Below are 14808 nucleotides of genomic sequence, written 5' to 3' on the forward strand. Positions count from 1 at the left end.
TCGCTCTCCATTGATGTCGGTTGCCTCGACCGGGCCGGACGCCGTTGCGTGAAGCCCGCCGATGGTCGCCATTGTGGCACTGGATGGCCGTTTGGTATACCATTATTCCAAAATGACGAAACAGGCAGGCATGGAAGCCAAACTCGACTCCACGGCGGACGCGGTCGCCGCGTCGCTGCGCGACATGATCATCAACGGCGAACTGGCGGCCGGCGAGCGGCTCGTCGAGCGCGATCTGGCCGAGCGCTTCGGCATCAGCCGGATTCCGATGCGCGAGGCGATCCAGCGGCTGGAACGCGAGGGCTTGCTCGACATCTTCCGGAATCGCGGCGCCGTCGTGCGCATGTTGAGCGCGTCGGACGTGCAGGAAATCTACGATCTGCGCGTGCTGCTCGAAGGCGATGCGATCTACCGCAGCGTGAAGCGGCTCGACGACGAAACGCTCGCCCGCGCCGAACTCGTGCATCGGCTGCTCGGCGATGCAACCGTGCCACGCCGGCAAGGCGAACTGAACCGCGAATTCCACGCGTTGCTGTATTCGTGCTGCGGCAACGCGCGGCAGCTGAAGTCGATCGCCGAACTGCGCGGCCAGGTCGAACGTTACGAGCGCCTGCAGGCCACGCTGCTCGCGGATACCCCGTCGTTCCAGGTCGAACACGACGATATCCTGAAGGCGTGCCTCGAACGCGATGCCCGCGGCGCCCGCGCGATGACCGTCGCGCATCTCGATTCGGCCCGCCGCATCGTGCTGCGGCTCGTCGAAGGCGGCTGAAGCCGGCGGGCTACCGCTCGCGTTTCGTCATGCCGCGCGCGGCACCGGCCCGGTCGTGCCGCGCACCGTCAGCGTCGGCAGCGACGCGACCCGCACGCGCGACGCGTCGTCGCCCTGCCCGCCCGCCTCGCGCAGCGTATTGAGCAGCTCGACTGCGAGGCCGGCCGCTTCGGCGGTGGGGATCGCGACGGTCGTCAGCGTGGGCCGCGTGTCGCGCGCGAGATGAATGTCGGTGATGCCGACGATCGACAGATCGTCGGGCACGCGCCGGCCACGATCGGCCGCCGCATGCATCGCGCCGATCGCCGGCAGGTCGTTGGTCGCGACCAGCGCGGTCAACCGCGGGTGCGCATCGAGCAGCCGGCCCGCCGCACGCAGCCCGCCTTCGATCGAATCACGCTCGGCCGCGACGATCGACGCGTCGAGCCCCGCATCGCGCATCACGTCGACGAAGCCGTCGTAGCGCGCCGCCTGCACGCCGCTCGCCGCGCCGCCGACGATCACGCCGATTGTCTCGTGACCGAGTTCGAGCAGATGCCGCGTCGCGATCCGTCCCGCCTCGCGGAAATCGATCGCCACGCACGGCAACCCGTCGGGCGGCGCGTCGGGCCGCTCCCACAGGCACAGCACGACCGGCACGCCGCGCCGCGCGACGTCGAGCAGGTCCGGCAGGTGCAGGTTCGCATTGGTCACGAGAATCCCTTCGGAGATCGTGCCGGCAATCTGGTCGAGATACGCGCGCCCCTGCAACGGATCTTCGTTCGTATTGCAGACGATCAGGAACTGCCCGTTGCGGCGCACCGCGCGCTCGACCGCCAGCGCGAACTCCGGATAGAACGGGTTCGCGATGCTCGATACCATCAGCGCGACCGTCGGCGCGCGCCCTTCCGCCAGCGCCCGCGCGGCGAGGTGCGGGCGATACCCGAGCGCGTCGACCGCTTCGAGCACCCGCGCCCGCGTCGCGTCGCCGACCCGGCCGCGATCGCGCAGCACGTTCGACACCGTCGCGGCCGTCACGCCGGCGCGGCGCGCCACTTCATCCAGAGTTGCCATCGTTTGCTCATTATATGAGACGTCGATCCAATATTTGCTTCGCTCACCGAAGCGGCGCACTATCGCCGCACACCCTGCCGCCCGACCGACGGGCGCGACTCGGCCGCGATCGCATCGCCCCTTTTTTTGATCGCGATGATTAAGCGCTTAATCAAGCAGTGTGACGCATTAAAACATGGAGCGGAGACAATGGCGAGCATCTCGATGCGACGCGTGCAGAAAGTCTATGGCGAGCACGCGCCGGTCATTCGCGACGTCGATCTGGAGATCGGCGCGCACGAGTTCTGCGTGTTTCTCGGGCCGTCCGGATGCGGGAAGTCGACCCTGTTGCGCATGATCGCCGGGCTCGAGGATCTGAGCGCGGGCGAGTTGTCGATCGACGGCCGCCGCGTCGACGACGTGCCGGCCGCCGAGCGCGGCGTCGCGATGGTGTTCCAGAGCTACGCGCTGTTTCCGCACATGACGGTGTACGAGAACATGGCGTTCGGGCTGAAGCTCGCGCGCGTGCCGAAAGCCGAGATCGACCGGAAGGTGCGCGACGCCGCGCGCATCCTGCAGCTCGACACGCTGCTCGAACGCAAGCCGAAGGCGCTGTCGGGCGGCCAGCGGCAGCGCGTCGCGATCGGCCGCGCGATCGTTCGCGAGCCCGGCGTGTTCCTGTTCGACGAACCGCTGTCCAATCTCGACGCGGCGCTGCGCGGCCAGACCCGCATCGAGATCGCGCGGCTGCACCGGCAGTTCGAACGCGCGAGCGTCGTCTACGTGACGCACGACCAGACCGAGGCGATGACGCTCGCCGACAAGATCGTGCTGCTGCACGCCGGCGCGGATACCGCGCAGCACGGCAGCATCGCGCAGGTCGGCGCGCCGCTCGACCTTTACCACCACCCGGCCAGCCGCTTCGTCGCGGGCTTCATCGGCTCGCCGCGGATGAACTTCCTGCCGGCCGTCGTGACTGCGTGCGACGCGCAGCGCACGACCGTCAAGCTGGTGCCGTCCGGCGAAACCTTCGCGCTGCCGCGTGACGGCTCGGCGCTGGGCGCCGGCGCCACCGTGACGCTCGGCGTCCGTCCCGAACACCTGACGCTCGGCGCCGCGGCCGACGCAACGACGCTCGCGCGCGACGTCGCGCTCGTCGAACGCCTGGGCGAACAGACCTACGTGCACCTCGATTCGCCTGGCCTGGCCGACGCGACGCCGCTGATCGCGAAGGTGCCCGGCGACGCGCAGGTGCGCACCGGCGAACGCGTGCACGTGCACGCGCCGGCCGCGGCCTGCCACCTGTTCACCGAAGACGGCCGCGCGGTGCCCGCGTGCGCCGACGTCCACGTTCACCACTACGCATAAGGATCGGCATGCGCCTCGGAGTCTGCTACTACCCGGAACACTGGCCGGAATCGATGTGGGCCGACGACGCCCACCGGATGAAAACGCTCGGCATCGAGCAGGTGCGGATCGCCGAATTCGCGTGGAGCCGCATCGAGCCGTCGCCGGGCGAATACGACTGGGGCTGGCTCGACCGTGCGGTCGACGTGCTCGGCGCGGCCGGCCTCGAGATCGTGATGTGCACGCCGACCGCGACGCCGCCGAAATGGCTGGTCGACCGTCATCCCGACATCCTCGCGATCGGCGCGGACGGCCGGCCGCGCGCGTTCGGCTCGCGCCGCCACTACGATTTCTCGTCGCCGACCTATCTCGAAGCGTCGCGCCAGATCTGCACGGCGGTCGCCGAGCGCTACGGCCGCCATCCGGCCGTGCGCTACTGGCAGACCGACAACGAGCTCGGCTGCCACCAGACCGTCGTCAGCTACTCGCCGGCCGCGCTCGTGCGCTTCCGCGAATGGCTGAAGGCGCGCTACGGCACGATCGACGCGCTGAACCGTGCATGGGGCACCGTGTTCTGGAGCATGGAGTATCGCCATTTCGACGAAGTCGACGCGCCGGTGGGCACCGTGACCGAAGCCCATCCGTCGCATCGCCTCGACTACCGACGCTTTGCGTCCGACGAGCTCGCGCGCTATCACCGGATGCAGGTCGACGTGATCCGCGCACACTCGCCGGGCCGGCCGGTCGCGCACAACTTCATGCAGCTGTTCACCGAGTTCGATCACTACGAGGTCGCCCGCGACCTCGACATCGCGACGTGGGACAGCTACCCGCTCGGCGCGCTGGAGGAGCAATGGTTCGCGCCCGACGTGAAGGCGCGCTGGCTGCGCACCGGCCATCCGGATTTCGCGTCGTTCAATCACGATCTGTATCGCGGCATGTCGAAGCTGCCGTTCTGGGTGATGGAACAGCAGCCGGGGCCCGTGAACTGGGCGCAGTGGAACCCCGCGCCGCTGCCGGGCATGGTGCGGCTGTGGAGCTGGGAGGCGTTCGCGCACGGCGCCGGCTGCGTGTCCTACTTCCGCTGGCGGCAAGCGCCGTTCGCGCAGGAACAGATGCACGCGGGGCTGCACACGCCCGACGACAAGCTCGACGAAGGCGGCCGCGAAGCGCAGCGCGTCGCGCGCGAGATCGCGACCGTGCACGACGCCGGCGCGGACGCGGACGGCGCGGTGCGCGCGCCCGTTGCGCTGGTGTTCGACTACGAGGCGAAGTGGCTGTTCGAAGTGCAGCCGCAGGGTGCCGATTTCCACTACCCGCGTTTCGCGTTCGAGTACTACTCGGCGCTGCGCGCGCTCGGCCTCGACGTCGACATCGTGTCCGCGCACGCGCCGCTCGACGGCTACCGCGTCGTCGTGGTGCCGCCGCTGCCGATCGTGCCGGACGATTTCGCGTCACGACTCGCCGCATCGGGCGCCCATGTGGTGTTCGGGCCGCGCACCGGCTCGAAAACCGTCGACCTGCAGATTCCGCCGGCGCTGCCGCCCGGCCCGCTCGCGTCGATCCTGCCGGTACGCGTGTGGCGCGTCGAATCGCTGCGGCCGAACCTGACCGAACGGATCGACGGCACGCTGCGCGACGGCTCGCCGCTCGCGGGCGCGGCGCGCCACTGGCGCGACTTCGTCGAACTGCACGACGACACGCGCAGCGTCGTGCATGCGCGCTTCGCCGACGGTCATCCGGCCTGCGTGTCGCATGGCGCGCTGCATTACTGGGCCGCGCTGTTCGACGACGCGACCACCATGCGCCTGTTCGCCGATGTCGCGGCCGAAGCGGGCCTCGCGCCGACGCCGCTGCCCGACGGCGTACGCGTGAGCCGCCGCGGCGGCCTGACCTACGTGTTCAACTACGGCAGCACGCCGCACACGATCGACGCGGTACCGCCGTCGGCGTTCGTGTTCGGCGCCGCGCAGGTCGGACCGCAGGACGTAGCCGTGTATCGAAGCCGTTCGTAACCCCTCACCGGCGCCGCGACGCGCCGGGCACGCACAACGACACACAGGACTGGAGACACCATGACACATCGCCCCCTTCGCGCCGCCCCCCGGCTCGCCACGGCCGCCGCGGTCGCCTTCGCGTCGCTCGGCACGACGGCGCCCGCCGATGCCGGCACGCTGACCCTCAACATCGCGTTCAAGGGCGCGAGCCAGCGCGCGGTCTGGCAGTCGACGATCGAAGCGTTCCACAAGGCGCATCCCGACATCGACGTGAAGCCGACCTTCGTCGACGAGGAAGCGTACAAGGTGCAGCTCCCGGCGTGGCTCACCACCGTCGCGCCGGACGTCGTGAACTGGCACGCGGGCGAACGGATGGCGTACTACGCGAAGCGCGGGCTGTTCGAGGACCTGAGCGGCGACTGGACGAAGAACGGCTGGGATGCGATGTATGCGTCGACGCGCAGCGCGTCGTCCTATAACGGCAAGCAATACGCGGCGCCGACCGTCTACTACTCGTGGGGGCTGTTCTACCGCAAGGACCTGTTCCGCAAGGTCGGCATCGCCGACGAGCCGAAGACGTGGGACCAGTTTCTCGATGCGTGCAAGAAACTGAAGGCGGCCGGCATCACGCCGATCGCGATCGGCGGCCGCGACGCGTGGACGCTCGCCGGCTGGTTCGACTATCTCGACCTGCGCCTGAACGGCAACGCGTTCCATCAGCAACTGATGGCCGGCGACGTGCCGTACACCGACCCGCGCGTGAAGAAGGTCTACACGACGTGGAAATCGCTGATCGACTCGGGCTACTTCATCGACAACGCGCTGTCCTACGATCTCGACGGCGCGCAGCCGTTCCTGTTCCAGGGCAAGGCCGCGATGATGCTGATGGGTACCTTCATCGCGGCCGGTTTCCCGCCGAACGTGAAGCCGGAAATGGGTTACTACCGCTTTCCGATCATCGACCCGAAGGTGCCGACCGCCGAGGACGGCCCGGTCGAATCGCTGCACATCCCGACCAAGGCGAAGAACAAGGCCGACGCGCACACGTTCCTCGCGTTCGTCGAAACGCCCGAGATGGGCGCGAAGCTCGCCGAAGGGCTCGGCTCGCTGTCGGCCAACAGCAAGTCGCCCGAGCCGGCCGATCCGATCTCGCGCATCGGCTTCCGGATCCTCGCCGACACGAAGGGCGGCGTCGCGCAGTTCTACGACCGCGACATGACCAAGGAAATGGCCGACGAAGGGATGAAGGGCATGCAGCAGTTCCTCGCGAATCCCGCGCAGCTCGATACGGTGCTCGCGCAACTCGAACAGACCCGCAAGCGGATCTACAAGAAGTGACCGCGTGACCCAACCGGCGGCCGCGCGCCGCCGTGTCCGTTCAGGAGGCTTGCCGTGTCCAGTCCGATCACGTCCACCCCGCCCGCCGGCACCGCACCGCCGCCGCGCGGCCCGTCCACCACCGCGTTGCCCGCGCGCCGGCCGTCGCCCGCCGTGCGGCGGCAACGGCGCGCCGCGTGGCTGTTTCTCGCGCCGGCCTGCGCAATGGTTGCCATTTATGTGATCTGGCCGATCCTGTCGACGTTGTGGCTGAGCCTGTACAACTGGGACGGGATGACCGAGCGCACCTTCGTCGGGCTCGCGAACTACGCGGAGCTGCTGCAGGCGCCGACGTTCTACACCGCGCTGCGCAACAACGTGATCTGGCTCGTGCTGTTCATGCTCGCACCGCCGCTCGGCCTCGCGCTCGCGCTGTACCTGAACCAGGCGGTCGGCGGCATCCGGCTCGTGAAGTCGCTGTTCTTCGCGCCGTTCGTGCTGTCGGGCGTGGTCGTCGGGCTGATCTTCTCGTGGTTCTACGATCCGACTTTCGGGCTGCTCGCGGTCATCGCCGGGCACGGCATCCCGGTGCTCGGCGACGCACGCTATGCGACGCTCGGCGTGGTGTTCGCGGCGCTGTGGCCGCAGACGGCGTACTGCATGATCCTGTACCTGACCGGCCTCACGTCGATCAACCCGGAACAGATCGAAGCCGCGCGGATGGAAGGCGCGCGCGGCTTCGCGCTGCTGTGGCACGTCGTGCTGCCGCAACTGCGGCCGACCACCTTCATGGCGATCGTCGTCACCGTGATCGGCGCGCTGCGCAGCTTCGACCTGATCTCGGTGATGACGGGCGGCGGCCCGTTCGAAAGCTCGACCGTGCTTGCGTATTACATGTACGACCAGGCGATCAAGTACTACCGGCTCGGCTATTCCGCGTCGATCGCGGTCGTGCTGTTCGCGATCATGCTCGTCTACATCGTGTTCCAGTTGCGCCGCATGCTGCGCAACGAGCAGTGACCTTTCGGGAGCCCACTCATCATGTTTCCGACACCCGTTGCCCACTGGAAGCCGGTATCGCGCCGGCTGTACAAGCTGTCGCTGCCCGTCGCGCTCGTGATCTGGCTGCTGCCGATGATCGCGGTGTTCGTCACGTCGGTGCGCTCGACGGAGGAACTCGTCGAAGGTCACTACTGGGGCTGGCCGCGCCGCTTCGCGATGATCGAGAACTATCGCGATGCGCTGACCACGTCGCCGATGCTGCATTACTTCTGGAACAGCGTGCAGATCACCGTGCCGTCGGTCATCGGCTCGATCGCGCTCGCGGCGATGGCCGGCTTCGCGCTCGCGACCTACCGGTTTCGCGGCAATACCGCGCTGTTCGGCACGTTCGTCGCCGGCAATTTCGTGCCGGTGCAGGTGCTGATGATTCCGGTGCGCGACCTGTCGCTGCGGCTCGGCGTGTTCAATACCGTCGAAGCGCTGATCCTGTTCCACGTCGCATTTCAGACGGGGTTCTGCACGCTGTTCCTGCGCAACTTCATCAAGCAGCTGCCGTTCGAGCTGATCGAGGCGGCGCGCATCGAAGGCGCGGGCGAATGGACGGTGTTCTGGCGGATCGTGCTGCCGCTGATCCGGCCGGCGCTGGCCGCGCTCGCGATTCTCGTGTTCACGTTCGTGTGGAACGACTACTTCTGGGCGCTGTGCCTTACGCAAGGCGACGAGGCGGCGCCGATCACGGCGGGCGTCGCCGCGCTGAAAGGTCAATGGACGACTTCGTGGAACCTCGTCTCGGCCGGGTCGATTCTCGCCGCGCTGCCGTCGGTCGCGATGTTCTTCGCGATGCAGAAGCATTTCGTCGCGGGACTCACGTTCGGCGCGACGAAAGGCTGAACGCGCGCCGCTCGCGTTTCGAATCTCCCCCTCCGCATCGTGAGGTTGCCCGCTTCGGCGGGCTTTTTTCATGCTTTGCAGATTGAGGCGATGTCGGTTGGCGACCTCGGCCCGCCATCCAGGCTCCAATGCCGCCAACCGATTAAACGCGCAGCTGGATGCTGGCGGTTTCGACGCGCCTGGACGTCTGGGCGCGACTTTGCTCGACATCGATTCGGCTACGCGTACTTGTCGCCGACCGTACTGCGAATCGGATGGGTGTCGTAGACGATGATCATTCGTTCGATGAGCCCCGCGACGTCGAACTCGAATACGTCGACGCACTCGAAGCGCGCCGCCGAGCCGTCTTTCAGGCCCCAGTCGTAGATGAAGTAACCGGTCGCACGGCGAGCGCCACTCGTGCTGACGCAGATATCGATCGGCGTAATCCTGCTTTCTCCCGACGCGGCAGCGACCTTCGAAAAGAAGGGCTCAGGCTGCATCCAGCCGAGAAAGGGCGAGAAAATCCGCGCGTCCGGCGTAAATAGCGCGCAGATGGCGCCGACATCGCCTCGCTCCAGTTCCCGAAGGTAGGCGCGAACCTGTTGCGTATATAGTGATCCCGACGTTGAGCCCAAGGCTATCCTCCGATCATTCGTTGACGACCCCGTTCACTCGCAAGAACAGGGCATCCGGTAGACGCACGATAGCGACGCCCCGATGACCGAACAATCGAAAAATTTGCAACCCGGGTATGCGGCGCATGCATACCCGCTGGCCGACCTGACGCGGCCGCTCCCGCCGTTGGCGGCGATTCAGTCGTTCGTCGCCGCGGCGCAGCTGGGCAGCGTCAGCAAGGCGGCGGACCACCTATGCCGGACGCAAGGTGCGGTCAGCCGCCAGATACAGCAGCTGGAAACGCATTACCGATGCGCACTCTTCGTGCGCCACGTATCGGGCCTGACGTTGACGGCGGAAGGGAATGCACTGCTGACGGTCGCGGTCAACGTGCTCACGCAATTGGTTCGGCACGCGGACGTCCATGCACGGGCGATCTCGGTGCTCACGTTGAAGCTGCCTTCCACGTTCGCCGTTCGCTGGCTGCTCCCGCGGCTGCCGGACATCCAGCGCGCGATGAGCGGAACGGAGCTTCGTATCTCGACATCCGCGGACGACACGCCGGATTTCACGACGTCCGACGTCGATGCCGTCGTCGTGCGCGGCACGGGACAATGGACCGGTATGGAGGCGATCCCGCTGTTTGCCGAGATGCTCACGCCGATGTGCGCGCCCGCCTTGGCAACCTCACTGCGATCCGTTGCCGACCTTGCGCAGGTCGAATTGCTCCATCCCGGGCCCAGCCACGCGGAATGGAGGTGCTGGCTCGATCATGTCGGGGCACGCCAGGTCGATGCGGGACGCGGACTCGTATTCGATACCCTCGAATTGACGCTCGCGGCATCGATGGAAGGACACGGCGTTGCAATCGGCGACCCGCGAATGGCAAGAGACCGGCTCCGCGCCGGATCGCTGGTGACGCCGTTCGACGACGTGGCTCGAGACGGCCTTTCGTACTTCGTCGTCTATCCGCCCCAACGTGCGGCACAACCGAAAATTCGGGCCCTCGCCGACGTCTTGCTGCGACTTGCGCGAGAAGACCGATAGGCGAGCATCCGATACCCGGGTGGAATCGACATGCTCGAATGACCCACCCACAGTACCGGCGAATGACGGGCCTGTCAGAGATCGCCGCGCACTTCACCGGTTCCCAGCGCGCTCCGCTGGCGGTTGACCTCCGCCCACAGCGCATCGCTGTCATCCTCGCGCAGCACGATCATGCAGTCCAGTTGATCGTCGGTCACGCCGAAGTATTCGCGGATTTCTTGGCGAACCCCATCGATGAAGTGCGCGTATTCCGGCGTTGCCTGCGCCTGAGCATGCAAGGCGTCGTACTCGGCATCGTCCACGCCGCCGCCGTGCTCGTCGATATAGCGCGTGATCCACTGGTCCCGCTCGTGGTCATAATCGGCCTCGGCGCGCATCGCTTGCACGGCCGTGTACAAATCCAGTTGGGCAAACGCGGCGATCGCCGCCGTTGTCGCCTCGTCGAATGTCGTCGTCATTCCCTCTCTCACTTCAGTCATCGCACATCGTCGGTCACGCCGGGAAGGCCGGGTCGCGGCCGGTTTCAGGTCGGCAACGAAAAAACCGGCCGCGCTGCTTCCAGCCACCCGTATTCGTCCACTGCATCGGACGATTCAATCGTCTCGGCACCCCGGACAGGAAGATTCGGCCTACCTGGACGGTTTGCCCGGTTTGCCGCGCCCACCGGCGGATTTCCCGGCGGGCTTCGCCGCCCCCGTCTTCCCGGCTGGCTTGCTGCGCGGCTTCTGCACGCTGAACGGGCTGCCGATGGTGTAGTCCGGACCTTTACCGGCACCAGCGGCCGTCGCATGCTGCGCCCCCGGCTTGCGCCTGCCGTCGTTGCTCGGCGTATGCGGCTTCTTGCCCGGCGTTTGCCTCGCGACCGGCGCGGCTTGCGGCACCTTGGGCTTCTTCGGCTTTTTCGGTTTCTTGATGATCTGGCCCGTCGCGCTGGTTTCCGGCACGCGATGCTCGGCTTCGAAACCCGGCTCTTCTTCGCGCCGCAGCGTCTGCCGGATCAGCGCTTCGATCGCGGCCAGTTGCGGCGCTTCATCGGCGCATACCAGGGATACCGCCACGCCGCTGGCGCCCGCGCGGCCGGTGCGGCCGATACGGTGCACATAGTCTTGCGCGACGATCGGCAGATCGACGTTGATCACGAGCGGCAGATCGTCGATATCCAGTCCGCGCGCCGCCACATCGGTGGCGACCAGCATCTGCACTTCGCCCGCCTTGAAACGCTCCAGCGCCCGCAAACGCGCGGGTTGCGGCTTGTCGCCGTGGATCGTGTCGACCGCATAGCCGGCTTTCTCCAGCATCACCGCCAGATAATCGACGCCATTGCGGGTCTTGACGAACACCAGCGCGTGCTCCCACTTGTTTTGCGCCACCAGATGCATGAACAGGTCCGGCTTGTTCCGCTTGTCGACCGTCACCACCCACTGCTTGATCTTGCTGGCCGTGGCGTTGGGCGCGCTGACGCTGATATCGACCGGGCTGCGCAGAATGCCCGCCGCCATCGTGCGGATCTCGTCGGAGAACGTGGCGGAGAACAGCAATGTCTGGCGCTTGGCGGGCAACGCGGCAAAGACCGCGTCGAGTTCGCGCGCGAAGCCGAGATCGAGCATGCGGTCGGCTTCGTCGAGCACCAGCGTCTGCACCTGATCGAACTGCACCGCGTTCTGGCGATTGAGGTCGAGCAAGCGGCCCGGCGTCGCCACGAGCACGTCGACGCCCTTGCGCAGCTTCATCATCTGAGGATTGATGCTCACCCCGCCGTAGGCGGCCAGAAACCGCAGATCGAGGCCTTTGCCGTATTCGACGAAGCTTTGCAGCACCTGTTCGGCCAGTTCGCGCGTGGGCACCAGCACCAGCACGCGCGCGCGGTTGCTGGATACCGCCGGGCCGTGTTGCACCAGCCGTTGCAACAGCGGCAGCGCAAAACCGGCCGTCTTGCCGGTGCCGGTCTGGGCCGCGGCCATCACGTCCTTGCCGCCGAGCACGGCGGGAATCGCCTTGGCCTGCACCGGCGTGGGTGTCTGGTAATTGAGGCCCTGCAGGTTACGCAGCAACGGCTCGATCAGGCCAAGCGAGGCAAAAGACATGGACGTATTCCGGGCGAAAACCGCAATTCTAGCGGTTACCGCGCCGGTTGCGCCCCGCCCACGCCGCCGCGCAGCCGCACGTCCACCGCCCCGATATTCTTCTCGTGCGCGACCAGCATCAACGACAGCGCGTGGTGAATGTCCGGATCGGCGAGCGTCGGAAGCAAGGTCTGCAGCTTGCGCACGACCCAGCGTTGGCCGCGATTCAGGAACGCCATCCGCTCCGCCAGATCGTCGATCGCCATCGCCTTCTCATAGAACGCGCCGGTCGCGCGCGTCGGCACCGCGTCGAGCGACCGGATCGCGTCGACGAGCACGCTGCACCAGTGCGCCTCGTCCTGGCGGATACGGGCGATCAGCCGATGCAGCTCGGGATCGTCGGTCACCTCGGTCGCCGTCTCGGACGCGACGCGCGCACCCGCGCGCTCGGCTTCCAGCAATTCATCGAGCGTAGCCAGCAACGCGGCGCGGCGCTCGTGTTCGCGCTCGTCGACGGCGCCGGCCGGCGTCCCCGTGCCGCCTTTGTCGAGTATCGCGGCCGCGCCGGCGACGATCCGCTGCAACACGTCGCCGGCCATCTCGACCGCCTCGATCCGCCCCGCGCCCGTGCCCGCATACAGCGCCATCGCCTCGACATCGCCGGTCATCGTGCGCAGCGGCGAATCGGTGCTGAACAGATAGATCGGCCGCCCTTCCTCGTCGCCGATCACGGTCCGCGCGTCGCCGAACGGATCGCCGCGTTCGCCGCGCGTCACGCTCGACGGCAGCACGCGCACCCTCGCGCCGCGGGGCCAGTTGATGTGGAAGATGTCGGTCAGCAGCGTGTCGCCTTCGTGCGCCTCGACGATGCGCTGCTTGTGATACGCATGCGCGAACGATTCGTGGGTCGCGATGAAGGCCGTGCCCATCACCGCGCCCTGCGCGCCGAGCGCCATCGCGGCCGCCACGCCCGCACCGTCGACGATCCCGCCCGCCGCGAGTACCGGCACGTTCGCGGCACCGATCACGTCGGGCAGCAACGCGGCAAGCGGCCGGTCGCCGCGGACATGGCCGCCCGCCTCGCGCCCCTGCACGATCAATGCCTGCGCCCCGGCCGCTTCGGCCGCGCGCGCATCGTCGAGCGAGCCGACCTGATGCACCACGCACACGCCCGCGTCGCGCAGGCGCCGCACGACGGCCGGCATCACGTCCCAGAACAGCGCGACGACGGGCACGCCCAGCTCGACGCATGCGTCGAGCTGGGCATCGAGCAGATCGGGCGGCGTCGACGCGGGAATCAGATTGATGCCGAACGGGCGATCGGTCGCCGCGCGTACTCGCTGCACTTCGCTGCGGATCAGCGCAACCGGCTCGCGCACCATGCCGAGAAAGCCGAACCCGCCGGCCGCGCTCACGGCGCTCGCGAGCTCCGCGCGCGCGACACCGCCCATGCCCGCGAGCACGATCGGCCAGGTGCAGCCGAGCAGGTCGCAGACGGGGCGATGCAGGATCTGGATGGCGCGGGCGTCGTGCCCGTCGCCACGCGTCGGAATCGACATGCAGCATCCTCCTGTCAGAAGCGGGATCGGTGGCGTATCACGCTCGACGGTACGCCGTACGTGTTGCATCCACGTGCACGAGCGATGCCAAGCCGCGCACCGAATAGATCACATTGTGACATATTCGATCGTGAGGCCGCAGCGTCAACGCACCAAGCGTGATTTACATCAACGTGCAGGCGAGCCGCCGCCCGTTTACGTCCACCCTTCGAGCCGCAACGTCGAACGCACGAGCCGCTGCTCCTCCTGCTCGATCTCGCGCAGATAGTCTACGCACTGACGGATATGTTCGCTCGCGGCCTTGCGCGCCTGGTCGGGCAGCCGCCCCGTGACCGCGTTGTAGAGCCGCGCGTGCTGACGGTCGATCTGCTTTTTCAGCGGTTCGCGGTGATAGAGGTTGTTCACCGACGCGAACACCGAGCTGAGCAGCAGGTCGGTCAGCGACTGCAGCGTATTGACGAGCACGGGGTTGTGCGACGCCTCGCAGATCGCAAGATGAAACGCGTGGTCGAGTTTCGCGCGCGCGGCGGGATCGAGATCCTGCGCGTCGGCCGCCGTCATTTCCTCGTAGCGGCGCCGGATCAGGATGAAATCGGCCGGCGTGCCGCGCAGCGCCGCGAGCCGCGCGGCTTCGGCCTCGAGCATTCCGCGCACCTCGAACAGGTCGTACAGCGTACGCGGCTGCGAGCCGAGCAGATGCATCATCGGCGTGATCGCACGCTGCGGGGTCAGGCTCGCGACGAACGAACCCTTGCCGTGCGTCGTGTCGATGATCCCGCGCGCGTGCAGCAGCTTCATGCCTTCGCGCACGGCCGTGCGCGACACGCCGAGCTTCTCGGTCAGCCGCCGCTCCGACGGCAGCGCCTGCCCGGCCTTCAGCACGCCGTCGACGATCAACTGCTCGATCCGCTCGGCGACGACGTCGGCCACGCGTCGCGCCGGCCCTTCCCGCTCCTGCATTTCCATACTGGTATGACCACTTTGGACAGATGACGCCGATTTTCGCATAAAGCCTTGTAGTCATTGGGTTTTACCGATCCTTCACGAACGCAGGACCGATCGCGTATCAAAAACTGGTATGACCACCTTCGCGACGTCTGGACATGCCCGCGCGGGCCACCAAGAATCCTGTCCTTCCGGCGTGTCGCGCCTCGCGCGGCCGCCCGCATGGTGGAGACGAACCA

Annotated in this window: 13 protein-coding genes; 7 read left to right on the forward strand and 6 right to left on the reverse strand. The window is 67.3% G+C overall.

Annotation, left to right across the window (positions count from 1 at the left end):
- Nucleotides 1-130 precede the first annotated feature (130 nt).
- The gene (locus MMB92_RS15830) at nt 131-772 is read left to right on the forward strand and encodes a GntR family transcriptional regulator (protein ID WP_193759714.1); all 642 of its coding nucleotides are present in this window, start codon (nt 131-133) and stop codon (nt 770-772) included.
- 27 nt (nt 773-799) lie between these two features.
- Here MMB92_RS15830 and MMB92_RS15835 read toward each other — a convergent pair whose 3' ends face one another.
- Entirely contained in the window at nt 800-1825 is a 1026-nt protein-coding gene (locus tag MMB92_RS15835; protein WP_048988860.1) for a LacI family DNA-binding transcriptional regulator, read from the reverse strand.
- Between the two features lie 189 nt (nt 1826-2014).
- Here MMB92_RS15835 and ugpC point away from each other — a divergent pair, with 189 nt between their 5' ends.
- Genes ugpC through MMB92_RS15860 form a run of 5 tightly spaced genes read left to right on the forward strand, consistent with a single transcriptional unit; the run spans nt 2015 to nt 8358 of the window.
- Nucleotides 2015-3172: a sn-glycerol-3-phosphate ABC transporter ATP-binding protein UgpC gene (ugpC, locus tag MMB92_RS15840; protein ID WP_125332597.1), complete on the forward strand. Its 1158-nt coding sequence runs from the start codon at nt 2015-2017 to the stop codon at nt 3170-3172.
- Nucleotides 3173-3180: 8 nt separating this feature from the next.
- Nucleotides 3181-5166 carry a beta-galactosidase gene (locus MMB92_RS15845; protein ID WP_060211069.1) on the forward strand — a complete coding sequence of 662 codons (1986 nt, stop codon included), beginning with the start codon at nt 3181-3183 and terminating at the stop codon, nt 5164-5166.
- Nucleotides 5167-5226: 60 nt separating this feature from the next.
- Nucleotides 5227-6486 (forward strand): extracellular solute-binding protein, encoded by a 1260-nt coding sequence (locus MMB92_RS15850; RefSeq protein ID WP_125332595.1) that lies wholly within the window; start codon nt 5227-5229, stop codon nt 6484-6486.
- 54 nt (nt 6487-6540) lie between these two features.
- Entirely contained in the window at nt 6541-7485 is a 945-nt protein-coding gene (locus tag MMB92_RS15855) for a sugar ABC transporter permease (RefSeq protein WP_125332593.1), read from the forward strand.
- Nucleotides 7486-7506: 21 nt separating this feature from the next.
- Complete coding sequence (locus MMB92_RS15860) at nt 7507-8358, forward strand: carbohydrate ABC transporter permease (RefSeq protein WP_006482683.1); 852 nt, start codon at nt 7507-7509, stop codon at nt 8356-8358.
- A gap of 218 nt (nt 8359-8576) precedes the next feature.
- Here the strand turns inward: MMB92_RS15860 and MMB92_RS15865 are convergent, their stop codons facing one another.
- A complete protein-coding gene (locus MMB92_RS15865) occupies nt 8577-8975 on the reverse strand; it encodes a nuclear transport factor 2 family protein (protein ID WP_171983974.1) in 399 nt (132 codons plus the stop codon).
- 82 nt (nt 8976-9057) lie between these two features.
- Here MMB92_RS15865 and MMB92_RS15870 point away from each other — a divergent pair, with 82 nt between their 5' ends.
- A complete protein-coding gene (locus tag MMB92_RS15870; RefSeq protein ID WP_277562780.1) occupies nt 9058-10002 on the forward strand; it encodes a LysR substrate-binding domain-containing protein in 945 nt (314 codons plus the stop codon).
- 74 nt (nt 10003-10076) lie between these two features.
- Here the strand turns inward: MMB92_RS15870 and MMB92_RS15875 are convergent, their stop codons facing one another.
- The 4 genes from MMB92_RS15875 to glcC form a co-directional block, all read right to left on the reverse strand.
- Nucleotides 10077-10460: a hypothetical protein gene (locus tag MMB92_RS15875; RefSeq protein WP_006494285.1), complete on the reverse strand. Its 384-nt coding sequence runs from the start codon at nt 10458-10460 to the stop codon at nt 10077-10079.
- A 171-nt stretch (nt 10461-10631) separates the two neighbouring features.
- Complete coding sequence (locus MMB92_RS15880; protein ID WP_125332591.1) at nt 10632-12086, reverse strand: DEAD/DEAH box helicase; 1455 nt, start codon at nt 12084-12086, stop codon at nt 10632-10634.
- Between the two features lie 35 nt (nt 12087-12121).
- Complete coding sequence (locus MMB92_RS15885) at nt 12122-13624, reverse strand: nitronate monooxygenase (protein WP_125332589.1); 1503 nt, start codon at nt 13622-13624, stop codon at nt 12122-12124.
- A 195-nt stretch (nt 13625-13819) separates the two neighbouring features.
- Nucleotides 13820-14590, reverse strand: a complete 771-nt coding sequence (gene glcC / locus MMB92_RS15890; protein ID WP_006483542.1) for a transcriptional regulator GlcC — start codon at nt 14588-14590, stop codon at nt 13820-13822.
- Nucleotides 14591-14808 lie beyond the last annotated feature (218 nt).

The sequence above is a fragment of the Burkholderia sp. IO2 genome, assembly GCF_029522185.1.
Classification (GTDB): Bacteria; Pseudomonadota; Gammaproteobacteria; order Burkholderiales; family Burkholderiaceae; genus Burkholderia; species Burkholderia cenocepacia.

What these genes read in the sequence shown, in the direction of transcription:
- MMB92_RS15830 (WP_193759714.1), top strand. Translation starts at nt 131, where the DNA reads ATGGAAGCCAAACTCGACTCCACGGCGGACGCGGTCGCCGCGTCGCTG.
- MMB92_RS15835 (WP_048988860.1), bottom strand. Translation starts at nt 1,825, where the DNA reads ATGGCAACTCTGGATGAAGTGGCGCGCCGCGCCGGCGTGACGGCCGCG.
- ugpC (WP_125332597.1), top strand. Translation starts at nt 2,015, where the DNA reads ATGGCGAGCATCTCGATGCGACGCGTGCAGAAAGTCTATGGCGAGCAC.
- MMB92_RS15845 (WP_060211069.1), top strand. Translation starts at nt 3,181, where the DNA reads ATGCGCCTCGGAGTCTGCTACTACCCGGAACACTGGCCGGAATCGATG.
- MMB92_RS15850 (WP_125332595.1), top strand. Translation starts at nt 5,227, where the DNA reads ATGACACATCGCCCCCTTCGCGCCGCCCCCCGGCTCGCCACGGCCGCC.
- MMB92_RS15860 (WP_006482683.1), top strand. Translation starts at nt 7,507, where the DNA reads ATGTTTCCGACACCCGTTGCCCACTGGAAGCCGGTATCGCGCCGGCTG.
- MMB92_RS15870 (WP_277562780.1), top strand. Translation starts at nt 9,058, where the DNA reads ATGACCGAACAATCGAAAAATTTGCAACCCGGGTATGCGGCGCATGCA.
- MMB92_RS15875 (WP_006494285.1), bottom strand. Translation starts at nt 10,460, where the DNA reads ATGACGACGACATTCGACGAGGCGACAACGGCGGCGATCGCCGCGTTT.
- MMB92_RS15880 (WP_125332591.1), bottom strand. Translation starts at nt 12,086, where the DNA reads ATGTCTTTTGCCTCGCTTGGCCTGATCGAGCCGTTGCTGCGTAACCTG.
- MMB92_RS15885 (WP_125332589.1), bottom strand. Translation starts at nt 13,624, where the DNA reads ATGTCGATTCCGACGCGTGGCGACGGGCACGACGCCCGCGCCATCCAG.
- glcC (WP_006483542.1), bottom strand. Translation starts at nt 14,590, where the DNA reads ATGGAAATGCAGGAGCGGGAAGGGCCGGCGCGACGCGTGGCCGACGTC.